Origin of the sequence: Paraburkholderia humisilvae (assembly GCF_902859855.1) — a bacterium.
Taxonomy (GTDB): domain Bacteria; phylum Pseudomonadota; class Gammaproteobacteria; order Burkholderiales; family Burkholderiaceae; genus Paraburkholderia; species Paraburkholderia humisilvae.
Map to the genome: position 1 here is coordinate 1 of NZ_CADIKH010000090.1, position 15,700 is coordinate 15,700.

The following is a 15,700-nucleotide window of genomic DNA, read 5'->3' on the forward strand; positions in this document are numbered from 1 at the left end:
GAAAAAGCTTCCTGAAGACGGCGCAGCCCGGCATTCGGGCAACCCGCGTTCGGACTTCGCAACGGCCATCGGCCGACTTGCGCGGTAAGGTAGCGGCAGGCTCATGAGGCGGTCCACTGTAATGCGGTATCCAACCCGCGCATATCAGCCTGATCCACCGTCGACATTACTGCTGCGCCGTCCTCAGGAAACTGAATTTGCCCTATGAAAAGACGGAAAACCACTACACCGATTGACACGGAAAATCATATCAGCCCGTACAGTTGCCCACGAGGCAGACAAGCCGCAAGGCAAGTTGTTGACTGTGCGGGTATGAGAAGACGGAAAAAGCGAATGCCGGGCTGTAACGGTCCTGATAGGGGTTGCAACATAACCCCGCGCGAAAGCGAGCAGACTTCCGTTCGGTGTTCCAGCGCGAAGCTGTCGAAAGACTCCACAGAGGGAAGCATGAGAGAGCACCGCGCGCGGTGTCTGCGCCCTCCGCTGCGGCGGGAAGACTTCGGCAACGCGACGCGCAGATGTGCGATTGTGCACATCGGTCACACATTCATGTGGCTTTGGGAATGCTTGAGCCGTATGCGGGGAAACTTGCACGTACGGTTCTTAGGGGAGGCTGCAGCGGTGACGCTGCAGCCTTACCCGCTCATAAGACTGCGTATATGATTAACAACAAGAATGAAGTGATGGAAGTGTTGACAGGTCCAGAACGCTGGAGGCGTTGGTCAGCGGATGAGAAGCTGGCAATGTTTCGAGAAACGTTCGAGCCAGGCAAGACGGTTTCGATGGTGGCGCGGCTGCACGGCATCAACCCAAACCAGCTGTTTCAATGGCGCAAGCTGCATCAGGACGGTAGCCTGTCGGCGGTGAGCGCTGGAGAAGAAGTTGTGCCGGCGTTCGAGCTGGGTGACGCACTCAAGCAGATAAAGGAGTTGCAACGCCTGCTGGGAAAAAATGGTATGGATGCCTCCTCATCGCATAATTGATGCGTCATCGTCCCTACCAGGAGAGCGCAAATGGAACCGACAGTCGTAGGTGTCAGCGTCGGATAGATACTCCCCACTTGGGGGTGTGGCATAAACCAGTCCAGGATTTTTGCCGCACCCTCAATGGACAGGTGCGATTTACCCGTTCCAGGCGGCCCAAGGAAGTGCACGGTCTGTCGTCGCTCGATGAACTCGAGCTGCGCGAGCGTCATGATGCGATCGCGCTCGAGGCTCGGCTGGAAGCTGAAGTCGTAGCCAGCCAGTGTCTTGATCGTGCCGAGTCGCGCGGTCTGTAACGCCATGCGGATGCGACGCGTCTCGCGCGTGGTGAACTCTTCGCCCAGCAGGGTTTCGAGCACCTCTAGCATCGAACTGTCGCCCTGTTCGAAGCGGTTCAGTGTGGCGTCCAGTGCTTCGAGCGCGCGCGGCATGCGCAGGCCGACGAGATAACGGCGGATACGCTCCAGTGTCGAGGCAGGTCCGCTCATGCGGACCTCCCTGCATCGGCCAGACGTCTGGCCACCTGGTCATAAAACGACAGGGGCCGGCGTGCCACAACGGGCGTCACCGGCGGCACGCCATGTTCAGTCGCCTGCCTGCGCTGGCCGGAGCGCCGATGACCGGGCAACAGCGATGTCCGTCGCCGGCCCTCCAGCACGGGATGAACAGCCAGCAGTTCGCCGTCCTCGTATATGCGGATCTCGTGAGCCAGACTGTGAACGTCGAGCGTGCGTCTGCGCGTACGATCGGGCACGCTGTAGTAGTTGCCGCCGACGGAGACCAGACCTTCGTGGCTCACGCGCCGCTCAAGCCGGATCACGCCATTGAACGCGCCGACGGGCAACGTCTGCAATGCGGGACGCTCCTCGCTGAAGTGCCGGGCAACAATGCGCTGCGTCGTGCCGTGCACGCGGGCATTGGCTACCGTGTCGAGCCATTCGCGCAACTGGCGGTTCAGGTCGGCGAGATTCTGGAAACGACGCGCGAGGAAGAAGTCCTGCCTGATATAGCGGTACGGCCGCTCGACCTTACCCTTGGTCTTGGCGCGATAGGCCTTGCAGGCGCGCGGTGCAAAGCCGTAGTGCTGCGCAAACGCGACCAGCTTCGCGTTATAGACGATGTGCCTGTCGACTTCGCCCAGCACGGCTGCCTTCATCCGGTCGTACAGAATCTCGCGCGGTACGCCGCCCAGATGCCCGAATGCCTCCATGTGACAGCGCAGAACGGTCTGCAGGTCCTGATGCTCAACGAAGCGGCCCCACAGGTAACGACTGTGGCCGAGCACGATCGAGAACAGCCAGATCGAGCGCCGCTGGCCCGGGACGTCGTCGAATTCAACGTTGAAGTGCACGAAGTCCACCTGAGCCTGATGACCGGCGGGCGTTTCGAAGCGGACCTCGAAGCCGCGTTGACGTGGCGGCCGGACCTCGCGAACCAGATCACCCAGCGCCGTGCGACCGCCCACGTAACCCATCGCCCGAACCTCCCGTAGCAGACGCTCAACGCTCAGATCGGGAAACTCACGCACGCGTTCGGTCACATAACTGGCGAAATGGTCTACCACGCACGGCCGCGGCGCACGCGGACCGTAACGCGGTGTCTGTACGCCATTGCTGATGTATTTGCGAACGGTCTTGCGATCCATACCGAGTCGAGCGGCGATGGCCGAGATACTCAGCCCCTGCCGGTGCAATTCCAGAATCGTCATCACTTCTCCCAGCTCGACCACCGACACCCCCGCGACGGACCCGAAGGGCGATATGGTCGGTGATCGACAGGACGGCGCCGCTAGCGCGGTGCCGTCAGATAAAAAACTGGGGAAAATTACTTCGACGAAAAGGGGGGTGCGGACGAAAACCTAGACTACCTGGAGGTAGTTCATGTACTCGTACGAAGACCGGATGCGAGCGGTCCGGCTGTACTTGAAGTTGGGCAAGCGCATTGGGGCGACCATCAGACAACTGGGCTACCCAACGAAGAATTCTCTTAAGTCCTGGCATCGCGAATACGAACGGTGTCATGATTTTCCGGCCGGCTACGTCCGTTCGAGGCCGAGGTATTCGGCCGAACAGAAGAAGGCGGCCGTCGATCATTATCTGAGCCATGGCCATTGTGCTGCTGCCACCCTGAGAGTTCTTGGATATCCTGGTCGGGAGACGCTTGCAGCCTGGATAGAGGAACTGCGCCCCGAGATCGGAAAGCGCATTATCGGCAGAGTAGCTGGCAGTGTTCCGAAGTCGCAGGAGGTGAGGCAGGCGGCAGTGATCGAACTGTGCACCAGAGGAGGAAGCGCGTGCCTGATTGCCCAGAAGGCAGGCGTGAGCAGGCCGACGCTCTACAACTGGAAGAACCAGCTACTCGGTCGTGAGGCCCCAGCATCCATGAAGCGCCAGACGAAGAAGCCAGCACCGGACCATAAGCGTGCGGAACTGGAGCAACAGGTCGAATCGCTTCGACGCGACATCCGGCAACTGCAACTCGAGCACGACATCCTGAAAAAGGCGAATGAACTGTTAAAAAAAGAAGTGGGCGTCAACCCGCAGCTCCTGAGCAACCGGGAGAAGACGATGCTGGTTGACGCCCTGAAACAAGCCTACGCATTGCCGGAGCTGTTAGCCGTGTTGGGACTTGCTCGCAGTTCCTACTTCTATCATCGTGCACGCCTGCTCGTCGCTAACAAGTATGCTGCCGCACGTAGCGTCATCGCGAACCTCTTTGAACTCAATCACCGCTGCTACGGATATCGTCGGATATGCGCAGCACTGGGCAGGCAGCAGGTCTTCATTTCGGAGAAGGTCGTGCGACGTTTGATGCGACAGGACGGCCTGGCCGCTGCCACGACCAGGCGACGTCGCTACGGCTCGTACCGCGGCGAAATCGGTCCCGCGCCGGAGAACCTCATCAATCGTGACTTCCGTGCAGCCGCACCAAACAGAAAGTGGCTCACCGACATTACCGAATTCCAGGTCCCGGCAGGCAAGGTCTATCTGTCGCCGGTGATCGACTGCTTCGACGGTCTTGTCGTGAGCTGGACAATCGGCACGCGGCCGGACGCTGAACTCGTAAATACCATGCTGGATGCGGCGATCAGCACGGTGGCCAACAGCGAGGAACGGCCTGTGGTCCATTCCGATCGCGGTGCGCACTATCGCTGGCCGGGATGGCTCTCACGGATGCGCGACGCCAGGCTCATCCGCTCGATGTCACGCAAGGGATGCTCTCCCGATAATGCAGCCTGTGAAGGTTTCTTCGGGCGACTGAAGACCGAGCTGTTCTATCCTCGTGATTGGCGGGCTACAACCATTGAGCAGTTCATCGAGGTGGTTGACTCTTATATCCGCTGGTACAACGCAAAGCGGATCAAGATCTCGCTCGGCTCCCGCAGCCCGATCGAGTACCGGGAAAGTCTCGGACTTGCGGCATAAACCAGTCCAGGAATTTAGCCGCACCCCCAAGTGGGGAGTATCTATCCGACGCTGACAGGCAGGACATGCCGCGATTGCCTGTGGAGGGATGGCGCAGTCAGGCCGCCCGGTGAAGCAGGAACCCACCGAAGGTGCTTGCGCACCCGTAGGAATCCCAGTCCTTCAGGGGCGGGGAGGATGTCAAAGCGCAGCCTTATCTTCGATTGCTTCGCCAGGGAAAGCTGGGCCGTTGGGTGCCGGCGCCGATATGGCGCCTGCTCGTCGATATCGAGGAACAGGCGTTCGTGGATCTGGGTTTTCAGGGGCGCCATGCAGTCGGAATCCGTAACGGCTTTGCCCGCCTCGCCGACAGCCGTCTGACCGGTCCTGATCTGGATGCCAACGTGGACTGGCAGCATGAGGATGACCCCATTGCCCGCGGTCTACGCGATCATGCGCGCACTCGTGCATGAGTTCGGTGTGGATACGTCGTCTAATCGGAATCCTGATTAATGCTCGCCGCCGTGGAGCGCAATAGCCTTGACGAAATCCACCCGGCAATCTGGCGGGCGTCGCAGCTCGCAGATAACGGCACATGCGACTGACTCGCCACCGACGCACCTCGTAACGAATCCGTCAGTGGAGGCGCAAACCCGGACTGTGCCAGGGGGCAGTCCATTGGGGTACCGTCTACCTCACTACCTTCCACTTCCTTTATTCACCAGCAATGCATAAAGATGCCTCGTGCCGGTGTCGGGAATACACGCGCCCCCCTCAGAAGTTCACGCGATAGCACCAAGCTTCGCAAGTGCCGTGATAATTCGACAGTCGGTTCATTCTCGTTGGACATTGCTCTAGCCGTTCACTCAGTCATGCCTTTCTCCGACGTCCGAACCAGCGACAAGACCCAGCGTTGGCGTTCCATCGCGGGTAACTGCAGGAGTCGCAGCCGGCTGGGATGCACCAACGCACGCGTCTCGAACGGCACTCCCGCCAATACCTCCGCAGGAGCCAATTCGTTCAGGACGTCTTGCTCGGTCACGAAGAAAGCATGCGCCGCTGTTCTCAGCGATCCTCGAAGCGCGACCAGCACCGGTTGAAGCAGCTCGGCGATCATTTCTGAGTAACGCATCCCGCCACACACCTTTTGGTTAGAGCCACTCAGCAGCTTGAGCTCTTCTTTCCTTACGAGGGTTCGAATAGAGATTCACATACGTTGTGCATACGGAACTTGCCTACCCTTCGATCTCATTGCAGTTGAATGCAGAGCAACTCAGGCTGAACGGCGAACGGGCCGCTGCGCGCCCTGATTCTGGTCGTTGATGTCGGGTTGACTAATCGTCAGGATCACACGACGGTGGTGCCCTGACAGGATGAACAGGTTCACCATGACCTCCGCCTGACGTCGATCGACTGCGTGCGACCCCGAAGCGGTCCCTCAATCACTCAATGCGATGAAGTTGCTGGACAAGACCCAGAAACAGTTCGAGCGCGCGCGTTCTGGGTCGAGAAATTTCGATGATCGCGCTGATCGTATTTTCATAAAGCGGGCCGGACGGCACTTTAGCTAGCGCATGCCGCTTCGAGAACGACGCTGCATAGAACTGCGGCAGCAGGCCGACGTAGTGCCCGGACAGCACCAGCATCGCAACGGCCTCGAGGCCCGACGCAGACGGTCCGCGCTCCATCCCCAGCATATGAAGCGCCTCGTGCACGAACGGCTGCTCGCGATAGACGAGCGGCAGTGTCGACGCATCGCGCATCTTACGACGTGCCACATACAGCGCTTGCCGCTCGATGAAGAGCGGCAGGTAATGGAAACCCGCCTCGCGCCGGTACATGCCCCGAATCGCAACCTGCACCCGACGCTCCCGCAACGCCAGATCGAGTTCGTTGAAGGTCATGACCTGCAACTCGACGCTCACGTCGGGCGCCTGTTCCTTCAGCGCGGCGAGTACCTCAGGCAGATGACAGGCGTCGTCGCTGGCGATGTGCTCGACCATCCCGATCGACAGCGTGCCGGACAGCACGCCGCGCAGGGCGTCAATTTCCGGCTGGATCCGTTCCAGAGACCGAATCGCATCGCGCGCGAGATCGAGTGCGACCTTTCCCGCATGCGTCAGCACGAATCCGGACGGACCACGCTCGCATAGCCGGGCGCCGAGCGTCTCCTCGACTTCGCGGATGTGACGGCTAATCGAGGCCTTCGACATGTTCAGTTGCTTCTCTGCCGCAGTGAAACCGTTGACTTGCGCGACAGCGCAGAAGATGCGCAGCGAGCGCAGATCGCGTTCGTTGAAATCAGGTCGGTGCACCTGGATGGCTCCTTAAATTGGTCGAACGGCCGGGACAAGCGCATTTGAAAGGTTTCATTTTCTGAAACCATACTGATAAAAAAATCATTTTTCACTCTCTTTATGGCGGCATACATTCGGGCACCTGGCGAATCGCGCGAAGCTGCGGCGTCCACGATGCGCCGGTCCGTCACCCACATGGCCACACGACCAGCACGCGGAGAGAGCAATGAAAAACCTGACCAGACGATCTTTCATTAAAACCACGCTCGCATCGGGGACCGCACTGGCGTTGCCGAAGCTCGCGCTTGCCGAGGGCGGCACGCTTGCGGACATCAAGCAGCGCGGCAAACTGGTGGTCGGCACGGAAGCCGCGTACGAGCCGTTCGAATTCGTCGAGAACGGTCAGATCGTCGGGTACGGTCACGATGTGCTTGAGCTGATGGCAGCGAAGCTGGGTGTGAAACTCGAGCAGATGAATCTGCCGTTTCAAGGCATGCTTCCAGGCCTGATGTCGCACAAGTTCGACTTCGTCGCGACCAGTGTCGGCATCACGCCGGAGCGCGCCAAACGTTTTGCGTTCAGTGAGCCGGTCGGCGTGGTGCGCTCCGTGCTGCTGGTGCGCGCCGACGATACCTCGATCAAACGCGATCTCGACATCGGCGGCAAGACGATCGGCACGCAAATGGGTTCGTCGTCACAGCCCGTCGCCGACGAGTTCGAGAAGGAACTGAAGGAAAAGACCGGCAAGGGCTATGCAGGCACCAAGCTGTTCCAGGCGTATCCGGACGTGTCGAACGCGCTCGCGAACAGGACCGTCGACGTCGCGCTCATGCCGTCGAACATCGCCGCCGTGGAGATGAAGCGACAGCCGAACACATTCCGCATTGCCGGCACGATCGGTCAGCCGAAGCTGCTCGCGTGGGTCGCCAACCCGAACGATCTCGAAATCCGCAAGTTCATCAACGATTCGCTCGAGGAATTCCGCGCGAACGGCAAGCTTGCCGCGTTACAGACAAAATGGTTCGGCACGCCGATGGACACTCCGCACGCGAACTATCTGCCGGCCGGCGCCATCTGACGCGCCGTCATGCTCGACTGGATCGACAAAGGTGGCGTGATCGCGCCATTTCTCGACGGCGTCGTGTCGGGAACCGCGGTTACGCTGGCCGCGTCAGCCTGTGCGTTCGTCATCGGTCTCGCGCTCGGTATCGTGCTGCTGCTTGCGCGCATCTCGCCGTTCGGTCCGCTGCGCGCACTGGCGATGTTGTGGGTGAGCATGATTCGCGGCACGCCGGCGCTGATTCACATGCTGATCGCCTACTACATGGTGCCGGCACTGCTCAACATTTCGATCTCGCCAATCACCGGGGGTATCGCCGCGCTCGCCTGCAATACCAGCGCGTACATCGTCGAAATCCTGCGCGGATCGCTCGGCACGATCTCGTGGGGACAGCGCGCGTCCGGTTACGCGATGGGCATGCGCACCGCACAGGTGTGGCGTCACGTGCTGCTGCCGCAGATGATCTATCGCGCGATTCCCCCGCTCACCAGCGAGTTCACGCTCCTGCTGAAAGCGTCGTCGCTGATGTCGATCATCGCGGTGCCGGAACTCGCAACGGTCGCGCGCAACGCCACGTTGCAAACCGACTTGCCGCTGCAGGTCTTCACGATCACAGCGGCAGTCTACTTCGTGATCCTGTTCTGCATCTCGGCTGTTTCGCGACTATGCGAGCGCCGCGTTTCGAGGATGCTGCCTCATGGCCATTGATATGTCTATCGTCCGCGAAGCGGTGCCGGTGCTGCTCGACGGGCTTCGCATCACCGCACTGGTCAGCGCGATTGGCATCCCGATCGGCGCCCTCGCGGGAACCGTCGCCGCGTACGCTGCGCAATCGCGCACATTCCTGAAGCCGGTCGCGCTCGCCTACGTCGAACTGGTGCGCAACATTCCGTACCTGATTCTCGTCTACCTGTCGTTCTTCGGCCTACCGAAGCTCGGCGTGGGCGCATCGGCGATGACGGTTGCAATCGGCTGCACGGCGTTCTACACGGGCGGCTACTTCTGCGAAATCCTGCGCGCGGCGCTGCGCAGCGTGGCGCGCGGCCAGACCCAGGCGTCGTTGTCCCTCGGCATGACGTTCTGGCAGACCCAGCGCCACGTGATTGCGCCGCAGCTGTTCGGTTACATCACGCCACCGGCCACAAGCCTCGTGATCATGATGTTCAAGGACTCGGCGATTTTCTCGGTGATGAGCCTGCCGGAGATGACGTATCAGAGCAATTTGCTCACCGCTAACACCTTTGCGTATGTCGAAGTGCTCGGCACGACGGCATTGATCTACTGGATCTGCAGCGTTCTGCTGGCCGGCGTCGGACGCCGTCTGGAGACGGCGATCGGACGGCGCGCGCGCCATGTCTGACGCAGATTCCCCATTCCCCTGGAGATGCTCGCATGACTCAATACACCGTAGCGCCGCGCACCGGCCATCCCACGCTGCTCTACTCGGAACTCGATCTGGACATCGACAACCTGAAGGCCGATATCGCCGTGCTCGGCATGCCGTACGGTGCACCGTACTCGCCGTCCGATTTCGGCAACGACCAGACAAACGCGCCTTCAGCGATCCGTCAAGCGACCGACCGTGTCGTGCGCAAGCCGGGGCACTACGACTTCGATATCGACGGCCCGCTGCTGCAAGGCCGCGACGACGTGCGCTTCGTCGATTGCGGCGACATCATTCCCGATCTTACGAGGCCGGGCGAACACTACGCGCGCGCTGAAGCAGCGGTTCGCCGCATCATTGCGGGCGGCGCGATGCCGATCGTGCTGGGCGGCGATCATGGCATCACGACGCCGATCCTGCGCGGCCTCGACGCCAAAGGTCCGATCACGCTCGTGCACATCGACGCCCACCTCGACTGGCGCGACGACGTGAATGGCGTTCGCGAAGGCATGTCGAGCCCGATCCGCCGCGCGTCGGAGATGGCGCACGTCGATCGCATCATCCAGATCGGTCTGCGCGCGCAAGGCAGCGGGCGTCCCGAGGAACTCGTCGCCGCACGCGCGTATGGCTCGGAACTCGTTACTGCGTACGAACTGCATGACATCGGCATGGATGCGGTGCTCGCGCGCATCCCCGACGGCGGAAACTACTATCTGACGATCGACGCCGACGGCCTCGATCCGTCGGTGATGCCGGCCGTCGCGGGTCCGGCGCCCGGCGGAGTGACCTTCGTCCAGGCGCGCAAGCTGATTCACGGGCTGGTGAAGAAAGGCCGCGTGGTCGGCATGGACATTGTCGAAATCCAGCCGGAAAAAGACGACGCGAATCTGATTTCGTGTGTGACCGCCGGGCGCCTGATTCTCAATCTGATCGGCGCGTCGATCCGCGCGGGATATTTCGACAAATGAGCTCGCATCATGCCGTCATCGATATCCGTGGCATCGACAAGTGGTACGGTAGCCATCATGTGCTCAAGCAGTGCTCGACGCACGTGGACAAAGGCGAGATCGTCGTCGTGTGCGGGCCGTCGGGTTCGGGCAAATCGACGCTGATCAAGACCGTCAATGCAATGGAGCCGTTCCAGAAGGGCGACATCGTCGTCGATGGCACATCGCTGGCCACGAAGTCGACCAATCTGCCAAAACTGCGCAGCCGCGTCGGCACGGTGTTCCAGCACTTCGAACCGTTTCCGCATCCGGATCTGACGCGCAATCTCACGCTCGCGCAACGCATCGTGCTCGATCGCGGCGGGGGCCGGGCGCGCACGAAAGTGCGTGAACTGCTCGACCGCGTCGGGCTGTCGGCGCATGCACACAAGTATCAGGGGCAACTGTCGGGTGACCAGCAACAGCGCGTTGCGATTGCGCGCGCGTTGTCGATGGATCCGATGGCGATGCTGTTCGACGAACCGACCTCGGCGCTCGACCCGGAGATGGTCAACGAAGTGCTCGACGTGATGGTCGAACTCGCGCGCGAAGGCATGACCATGATGGTGGTCACGCACGAAATGGGCTTCGCCAGGCGGGTCGCGCATCGCGTTGTTTTCATGGAAGACGGCGCGATCATCGAAGACAGCCCGACTGACGCGTTCTTCCAGGACGCCGCCAGCGTCGCCGCGAAACGCTTTCTTTCCAGGATTCTTCATCACTGAGCTTTCGAATCATCACGATATGACCACTCATACGCGCATCCGCAAATTCAATACTCGAGAAACGTATCCGGAACAGAAGCTGGACAACGATCTGTGCCAGGCGGTCATTGCCGGCAACACGGTGTACCTGCGCGGCCAGATCGGCCAGGATCTCGATACACGCGAATCGGTCGGCATCGGCGATGTCGTCGCGCAAACCGAAAAAGCGATGTCGAACGTCAAGATGCTGCTTGACGAATGCGGCAGCAAGCTCGAGGACATCTGCAAAGTCACGGTCTACATCATCGATCCACGCTATCGCGAAGCCGTCTACAACGTGATGGGCCGTTGGCTCAAGGGTGTGTTTCCGGTGTCGACCGGCATCGTCGTGCAGGCGCTCGCGCGTCCCGAATGGGTCGTCGAAATCGACGTCATCGCGGTCAAGCCGGACGCGTAACCATGCCGCTCAGCCGAGTGCCGAACTCCTGAAAACGCTGATCGCGTTCCCGACCATTACGCGTACGCCGAATCTCGCGCTGATCGAGCATGTCGCTGGCTTGCTGGGCGCGGCAGGCATCAGTAGCACGATAGTCTGGAACGGCGCCGGCAGCTGCGCGAACCTGTTCGCGAGCACGGGACCGGCGGACGTACCCGGCGTGATGCTGTCGGGACACACCGACGTCGTGCATGTCGAAGGCCAGCCATGGATAATGCCGCCCTTCGAGGCCACTCTGCGTGACGGGCGGCTCTATGGCCGTGGCGCCGCCGACATGAAGGGCTTCGTCGCGTGCGCGGTGATCGCCATGATCGATGCGTCGGCGCGGACGTTAAAGAAGCCGCTGCAGCTGGCGTTGTCGTACGATGAGGAGATCGGCCGCGTCGGCGTACGGCGACTGATTGGCGTGCTGGAGGTCGCGCCGGTGCGGCCGGAACTGTGCATCGTCGGCGAACCGACGATGATGCAGATCGCGACCGGCCACAAAGGCAAGGCCGCCTATCGCGCGATCTGTTGCGGTCAGGAAGGCCATCCGGCGCTCGCGCCAAAGTATCTGAACGCGATCCACGTCGCAGCCGACTGGATCGCGGGGATTCGCGCAGCGCAGCAGCATCGGGCCGAAAGCGGTGCACGCGACGACAGCTACGACGTGCCGTATTCGACGATTCACGTGGGCACGATTCGCGGAGGCAAGGTGCTCAATATCGTGCCGAATGAATGCACGCTCGACTTTGAAATCCGCACGCTCGCGAGCGACGACGCCGCATCAATTCTCGGCGACATCCGTTCGCACGCATCGATCGCGAGTGCCATGACGCTTCATGGGAAAGTGCATCTGCCCGCCGTCGAGGAAGTCAACGCCTATCCCGGGCTCGACACGCATGTCGCGAGCGACGCTGTGAAGCTTCTCGGAACTCTCCTGCCGCCCGACACGCAAAAGCGCAAAGTCGCGTTCGGCACCGAGGGCGACCTCTTCTCGATGCGTCTGTCGGTGCCGACCGCCGTCTGTGGCCGGGGCGACATCACGATCGCGCACAAACCGGACGAATACGTCGCGCTGACGCAACTCGATGCATGCGATAGCTTTGTCGCCCCGCTAACCCGTTGCTTGCAGTAAAGCCCGATTGCCCTCGGGCATAGCGTCCCATGCAAAAGTTCAAATATGCGATTCCGGCGCCGATCGTCGAAGCTTCCGTGGCATCGTAGTGTCGAACTTCCTAGCCGACCCGGAACGATTGTTCAAACGGGTTAGTGAACGGCCGCTCTGCATTCGATCGTGTTGAAAAAGTCGTGTTCTAGTCGGACACGCAGGAGTTGGCAGAACGTTTTCGAGTGACGATGATCGGCAAAGCCGCGACCTTGAACGAGCCAACGGTCCCCGTTGCTCGTCATGCAACTGCATGGTTCATCTGCTTGCTTCCTGACATGAGAGTCCTGGCCATTCTTCGCAGATTTCGCACAGTCGCTGCCATCAGAAACTCATCATGGGCACCGCCTGGACCCCATAGTCGTAGACGGTCTCCAAGGCCCGGCCCGGTGCTCGTCTGCTTGCCGGGGAAGTGTACCTCTGTCACAAGTTTCCGGATCACGGCTGGCGCGATGAACGAGTCGTATTGGATGCGGTCTTTGTTGCGAACCATCGCCTCGATTTCCATCAGGTCGGCCGTTAGCAGACGCTCACGCGCATCCTCGTTTTCGTGGAAATCGTTCACGCCGTCCCAGTGATAGTCAGCATGCACGAGTGAAAACGGTCCGATCTCGCGTTCGAAGCCGGAGCGCGTCCAGACGAGGGATGCCCAGCGGTGATCATCCATGAGCAATACGTCCGATCCGAGATCGAAAACGTACTCGTCATCCGGCTGTAGCTGGCTGAAGTCGACTTCGTGCATCACCTTTTCCGTTATCTAGTGCGCGAGCACCGCGCCAAGATTGAGTTCATCGGCAACTTTCTTCAATCGCTTATCGCGCGTCCAGATGGTGATGCCGGGTTGTAGGCGCGCGGACGCCAACAGTGACGTGTCGACATATCCGATTCCACGACTGAACAAACCTTCGCGCTCGATCAGATAAAACGTCTCCTCCGGTGTTGCAACCGGCGCGCGCGGCAGATCGAGCAACGCGCCAAGCACGACGTCACGGTCACGCAAACTACCGAGCGAAATCTCGCCGATCACATATGGATGCGTCAACACACGCTCCCCGGCAAGCAGGGTAATCAGGATAGGATCAGAAGCGTTGATATGGTCAATCCAGACCGACGTGTCGACAAGAATCATTCGACATCCTGCCGACGACGCGGCGCGCCCTTGATGCCTGGTTGGCTACCGCCAAGATTCGCGAGTCGTTTCGCGGCTTCACGCTGGATCAAGGCCTTCAGCGCTTCGCGCACGAGTGCCGTTTTTTCCTCCACGCCCGTATAGGCTTGAGCCTTGGCGACCAGGTCGTCATCAAGCGCAATAGTTGTACGCATCGAAGCCTCCGCAAGTATGCGCACTGATTATAGCATCATTTGGTGCCAATATCGGTGCGTTACGTCGTCTCGTAACGTGTGCGTTATGTCGCAACATTCCAATGCAGTTGCTCGCGAAAACGGCCAAAGCGGCTTGCAACAGGTATGACGGTATGACTGATCCGTCCGCCGCCACGCGGTCGCTCCGCGTCTGCGGCGGATTGTGTTGAAAAAGTTGCCCGTGGTTCGGAATGTTCGCTATCCTGGAAGACATCGATCGACGGGAGTGATTCGTCATGATGTGGCAACTGGGCAGCGCACGGGACAAACTCTTCTACTCGTTCAACCTTGATAATCACGTCCCTCGCGAGCACGTGTTCAGAGGGCGCTGTCAACTTGGCGAAGTGAGAAGAAGCGCTGGCAGTAGAGCGATCTGTTCAGCAACCGGAAGACGGATTTTGGGCTTGATCAGTGAATTTGCGCCAGGTGACGAATCGCGCGGCGAGTTGTTTGCGATAGAGTGACGCACGCAGCAGGTGTCGCTTGAGCGCGAAGTGCTGACGGATCGGACCGAAGTTCGACAGGACCCTCTGCGTACGACCCGGGTTGCAAAAGCGCCTCATGCGCCGCTCACGTTCCTGGGTGGCCGATGACTGTTTTCCGCGCGGTTGTTGATTCTGGCAGCAGACTTGACGAAGACGTGCTTCACGTTAACCAGTTCCGGGATCTCGGCTTTCGCTGCCGGATAGCTGCGCAACTGGTCAGTGATGATCCGCGCGGCCCGTCGGGGCACGAGGCGAGCAGGCGTTTGAAGAACCGCTTCGCGGCGGACTTGTCACGCTGCTTCTGCAGCAGGATATCAAGTTCCGCACCATGCTGATCGACGGCCCGCCACAGCACGTAAGGCTCGCCACGCAGCATCACGAACACTCGCCCAGGTGCCAGGTACTGCCCGGCTTGCGGTGAGCGGCCTTGACACGATGTGCGAAGCTCGCACCGAATTTGTCGCACCAGCGGCAAACCGTCTCATGGCTCACGGTCACGCCGCGCTCGAACAGCACCTCCTCGATATCGCGCAGGCTGAACTGGAACCGGAAGTACCACCGGACCGCCTGGCTAATGACCGATGTCGGAAACCGGTGGCCGTGATAAAGCGACTTCGTCTTCTTCATCATCACATGCTAACCCGATCCGAGCACCAACGTGACAAAGCTCCGGTACACCATAGCTCGCAATCAGACGCGTCAGCATGCAGATTCGCCAACCTCCCGGCCGTCGATCGTCAGTCGCTTGATGCGCTCAGTGTAGGTGTGCGGCAGACAGGCTCGTGGGGTGCCGGCTTTGGCGTGCCAACCGACCAGTATCGCGGCGTCAGCGCCCTCCGTGGCCCGCAGGCGCGGCTTGTGAGCCTCGCACGACCGGGACATCGAAATCTGCATCCAGCAGATTCGTGTCGTACCAGCGGCTCTCCGCGACGATGATTTCTTCCGCTCCTGCGGCGCGGGCACCAGCAATCGCCCATTACACTTCCTGCGTCATGGCATCGCAAGCAGCCGCATATTCGGGTGTACGAACACCCCGGTTTCTTCGGCCGACATCACCGCAGTCTCGTCGTTCGATACACCCGTGATGCCTTCCAGTGTCACGTTTTTTCCCCACTCCGCTTGGGCCCGCTGGGCCAATTCATGCCCCAAGATCGCGATCTCATTGGCGTTTTGCAAGGACGATTTCCGCCGCCTTCGCGTACAGGTCACGGGATAGCGCATTTTGCGCACCTCGACGGGTCTCCGGGGTCGGCTAGCGATGCATCCGTTCCACGCTCGACGTTTATTGACCTTTCCATAAATCATGACGTCACCACAAGGTTGCCTGAATCCAGCACGCGGCGATGATCGAAGGTCGGTGCTGAGCGCTTTTGAGCTTGTTGCGAGCGACGG

Annotated in this window: 16 protein-coding genes and 4 pseudogenes; 10 read left to right on the forward strand and 10 right to left on the reverse strand. The window is 60.4% G+C overall.

Annotated elements, in window-relative coordinates; translation table 11 throughout:
- Positions 1-683: 683 nt before the first annotated feature.
- A pseudogene (locus HV796_RS36810) lies at positions 684-962 on the forward strand (transposase); the annotation flags it as partial.
- 143 nt (positions 963-1,105) lie between these two features.
- Here HV796_RS36810 and istB read toward each other — a convergent pair.
- A pseudogene (gene istB / locus HV796_RS36815) lies at positions 1,106-1,471 on the reverse strand (IS21-like element ISBcen28 family helper ATPase IstB); the annotation flags it as partial.
- Positions 1,468-2,691 (reverse strand): IS21 family transposase, encoded by a 1,224-nt coding sequence (istA, locus tag HV796_RS36820; RefSeq protein WP_175232780.1) that lies wholly within the window; start codon positions 2,689-2,691, stop codon positions 1,468-1,470. The gene istA and the pseudogene istB, both read right to left, overlap by 4 nt.
- Before the next feature lie 172 nt (positions 2,692-2,863).
- Between istA and HV796_RS36825 the strand changes: the two genes are divergently transcribed.
- Both HV796_RS36825 and HV796_RS36830 read left to right on the forward strand, forming a co-directional pair.
- Positions 2,864-4,408 (forward strand): IS3 family transposase, encoded by a 1,545-nt coding sequence (locus HV796_RS36825; RefSeq protein WP_175232781.1) that lies wholly within the window; start codon positions 2,864-2,866, stop codon positions 4,406-4,408.
- A 233-nt stretch (positions 4,409-4,641) separates the two neighbouring features.
- A complete protein-coding gene (locus tag HV796_RS36830; protein WP_246356249.1) occupies positions 4,642-4,860 on the forward strand; it encodes a DUF2471 family protein in 219 nt (72 codons plus the stop codon).
- A gap of 389 nt (positions 4,861-5,249) precedes the next feature.
- On the opposite strand, the gene HV796_RS36835 is transcribed toward HV796_RS36830, so the two are convergent.
- The gene (locus HV796_RS36835; RefSeq protein ID WP_175232783.1) at positions 5,250-5,519 is read right to left on the reverse strand and encodes a hypothetical protein; all 270 of its coding nucleotides are present in this window, start codon (positions 5,517-5,519) and stop codon (positions 5,250-5,252) included.
- A 310-nt stretch (positions 5,520-5,829) separates the two neighbouring features.
- Positions 5,830-6,702, reverse strand: coding sequence for a LysR family transcriptional regulator (locus tag HV796_RS36840; RefSeq protein WP_175232784.1), 873 nt, complete (start codon positions 6,700-6,702; stop codon positions 5,830-5,832).
- A gap of 208 nt (positions 6,703-6,910) precedes the next feature.
- Here HV796_RS36840 and HV796_RS36845 point away from each other — a divergent pair, with 208 nt between their 5' ends.
- Genes HV796_RS36845 through argE form a run of 7 tightly spaced genes read left to right on the forward strand, consistent with a single transcriptional unit; the run spans position 6,911 to position 12,431 of the window.
- Entirely contained in the window at positions 6,911-7,762 is an 852-nt protein-coding gene (locus HV796_RS36845) for a transporter substrate-binding domain-containing protein (protein WP_175232785.1), read from the forward strand.
- A gap of 9 nt (positions 7,763-7,771) precedes the next feature.
- Positions 7,772-8,452: an amino acid ABC transporter permease gene (locus HV796_RS36850; RefSeq protein WP_175232786.1), complete on the forward strand. Its 681-nt coding sequence runs from the start codon at positions 7,772-7,774 to the stop codon at positions 8,450-8,452.
- Positions 8,442-9,104 carry an amino acid ABC transporter permease gene (locus HV796_RS36855; RefSeq protein WP_175232787.1) on the forward strand — a complete coding sequence of 221 codons (663 nt, stop codon included), beginning with the start codon at positions 8,442-8,444 and terminating at the stop codon, positions 9,102-9,104. The genes HV796_RS36850 and HV796_RS36855 overlap by 11 nt, the downstream gene beginning before the upstream one ends.
- Positions 9,105-9,136: 32 nt before the next feature.
- On the forward strand, positions 9,137-10,096 hold the full coding sequence (locus HV796_RS36860; RefSeq protein WP_175232788.1) for an agmatinase: 960 nt from the start codon (positions 9,137-9,139) through the stop codon (positions 10,094-10,096).
- Complete coding sequence (locus HV796_RS36865; protein WP_175232789.1) at positions 10,093-10,839, forward strand: amino acid ABC transporter ATP-binding protein; 747 nt, start codon at positions 10,093-10,095, stop codon at positions 10,837-10,839. Before HV796_RS36860 ends, HV796_RS36865 begins: the two co-directional genes overlap by 4 nt.
- 19 nt (positions 10,840-10,858) lie before the next feature.
- Positions 10,859-11,275 carry a RidA family protein gene (locus tag HV796_RS36870; protein ID WP_042272881.1) on the forward strand — a complete coding sequence of 139 codons (417 nt, stop codon included), beginning with the start codon at positions 10,859-10,861 and terminating at the stop codon, positions 11,273-11,275.
- Positions 11,178-12,431, forward strand: a complete 1,254-nt coding sequence (gene argE / locus HV796_RS36875; RefSeq protein ID WP_175232790.1) for an acetylornithine deacetylase — start codon at positions 11,178-11,180, stop codon at positions 12,429-12,431. Before HV796_RS36870 ends, argE begins: the two co-directional genes overlap by 98 nt.
- Positions 12,432-12,864: 433 nt before the next feature.
- Here argE and HV796_RS45715 read toward each other — a convergent pair.
- The 6 genes and pseudogenes from HV796_RS45715 to HV796_RS36905 form a co-directional block, all read right to left on the reverse strand.
- Positions 12,865-13,203, reverse strand: a pseudogene (locus HV796_RS45715) (peptide arginase family protein); the annotation flags it as partial.
- A 15-nt stretch (positions 13,204-13,218) separates the two neighbouring features.
- Entirely contained in the window at positions 13,219-13,590 is a 372-nt protein-coding gene (locus HV796_RS36885; RefSeq protein ID WP_175232791.1) for a type II toxin-antitoxin system VapC family toxin, read from the reverse strand.
- The gene (locus tag HV796_RS36890; RefSeq protein WP_175232792.1) at positions 13,587-13,784 is read right to left on the reverse strand and encodes a type II toxin-antitoxin system VapB family antitoxin; all 198 of its coding nucleotides are present in this window, start codon (positions 13,782-13,784) and stop codon (positions 13,587-13,589) included. Before HV796_RS36890 ends, HV796_RS36885 begins: the two co-directional genes overlap by 4 nt.
- A 416-nt stretch (positions 13,785-14,200) precedes the next feature.
- Positions 14,201-14,935 (reverse strand): annotated as a pseudogene (locus HV796_RS36895) (IS6 family transposase).
- A gap of 72 nt (positions 14,936-15,007) precedes the next feature.
- Entirely contained in the window at positions 15,008-15,202 is a 195-nt protein-coding gene (locus HV796_RS46085) for a M55 family metallopeptidase (RefSeq protein WP_175232793.1), read from the reverse strand.
- A 96-nt stretch (positions 15,203-15,298) separates the two neighbouring features.
- The gene (locus HV796_RS36905) at positions 15,299-15,484 is read right to left on the reverse strand and encodes a hypothetical protein (RefSeq protein ID WP_175232794.1); all 186 of its coding nucleotides are present in this window, start codon (positions 15,482-15,484) and stop codon (positions 15,299-15,301) included.
- Between the last annotated feature and the right edge of the window lie 216 nt (positions 15,485-15,700).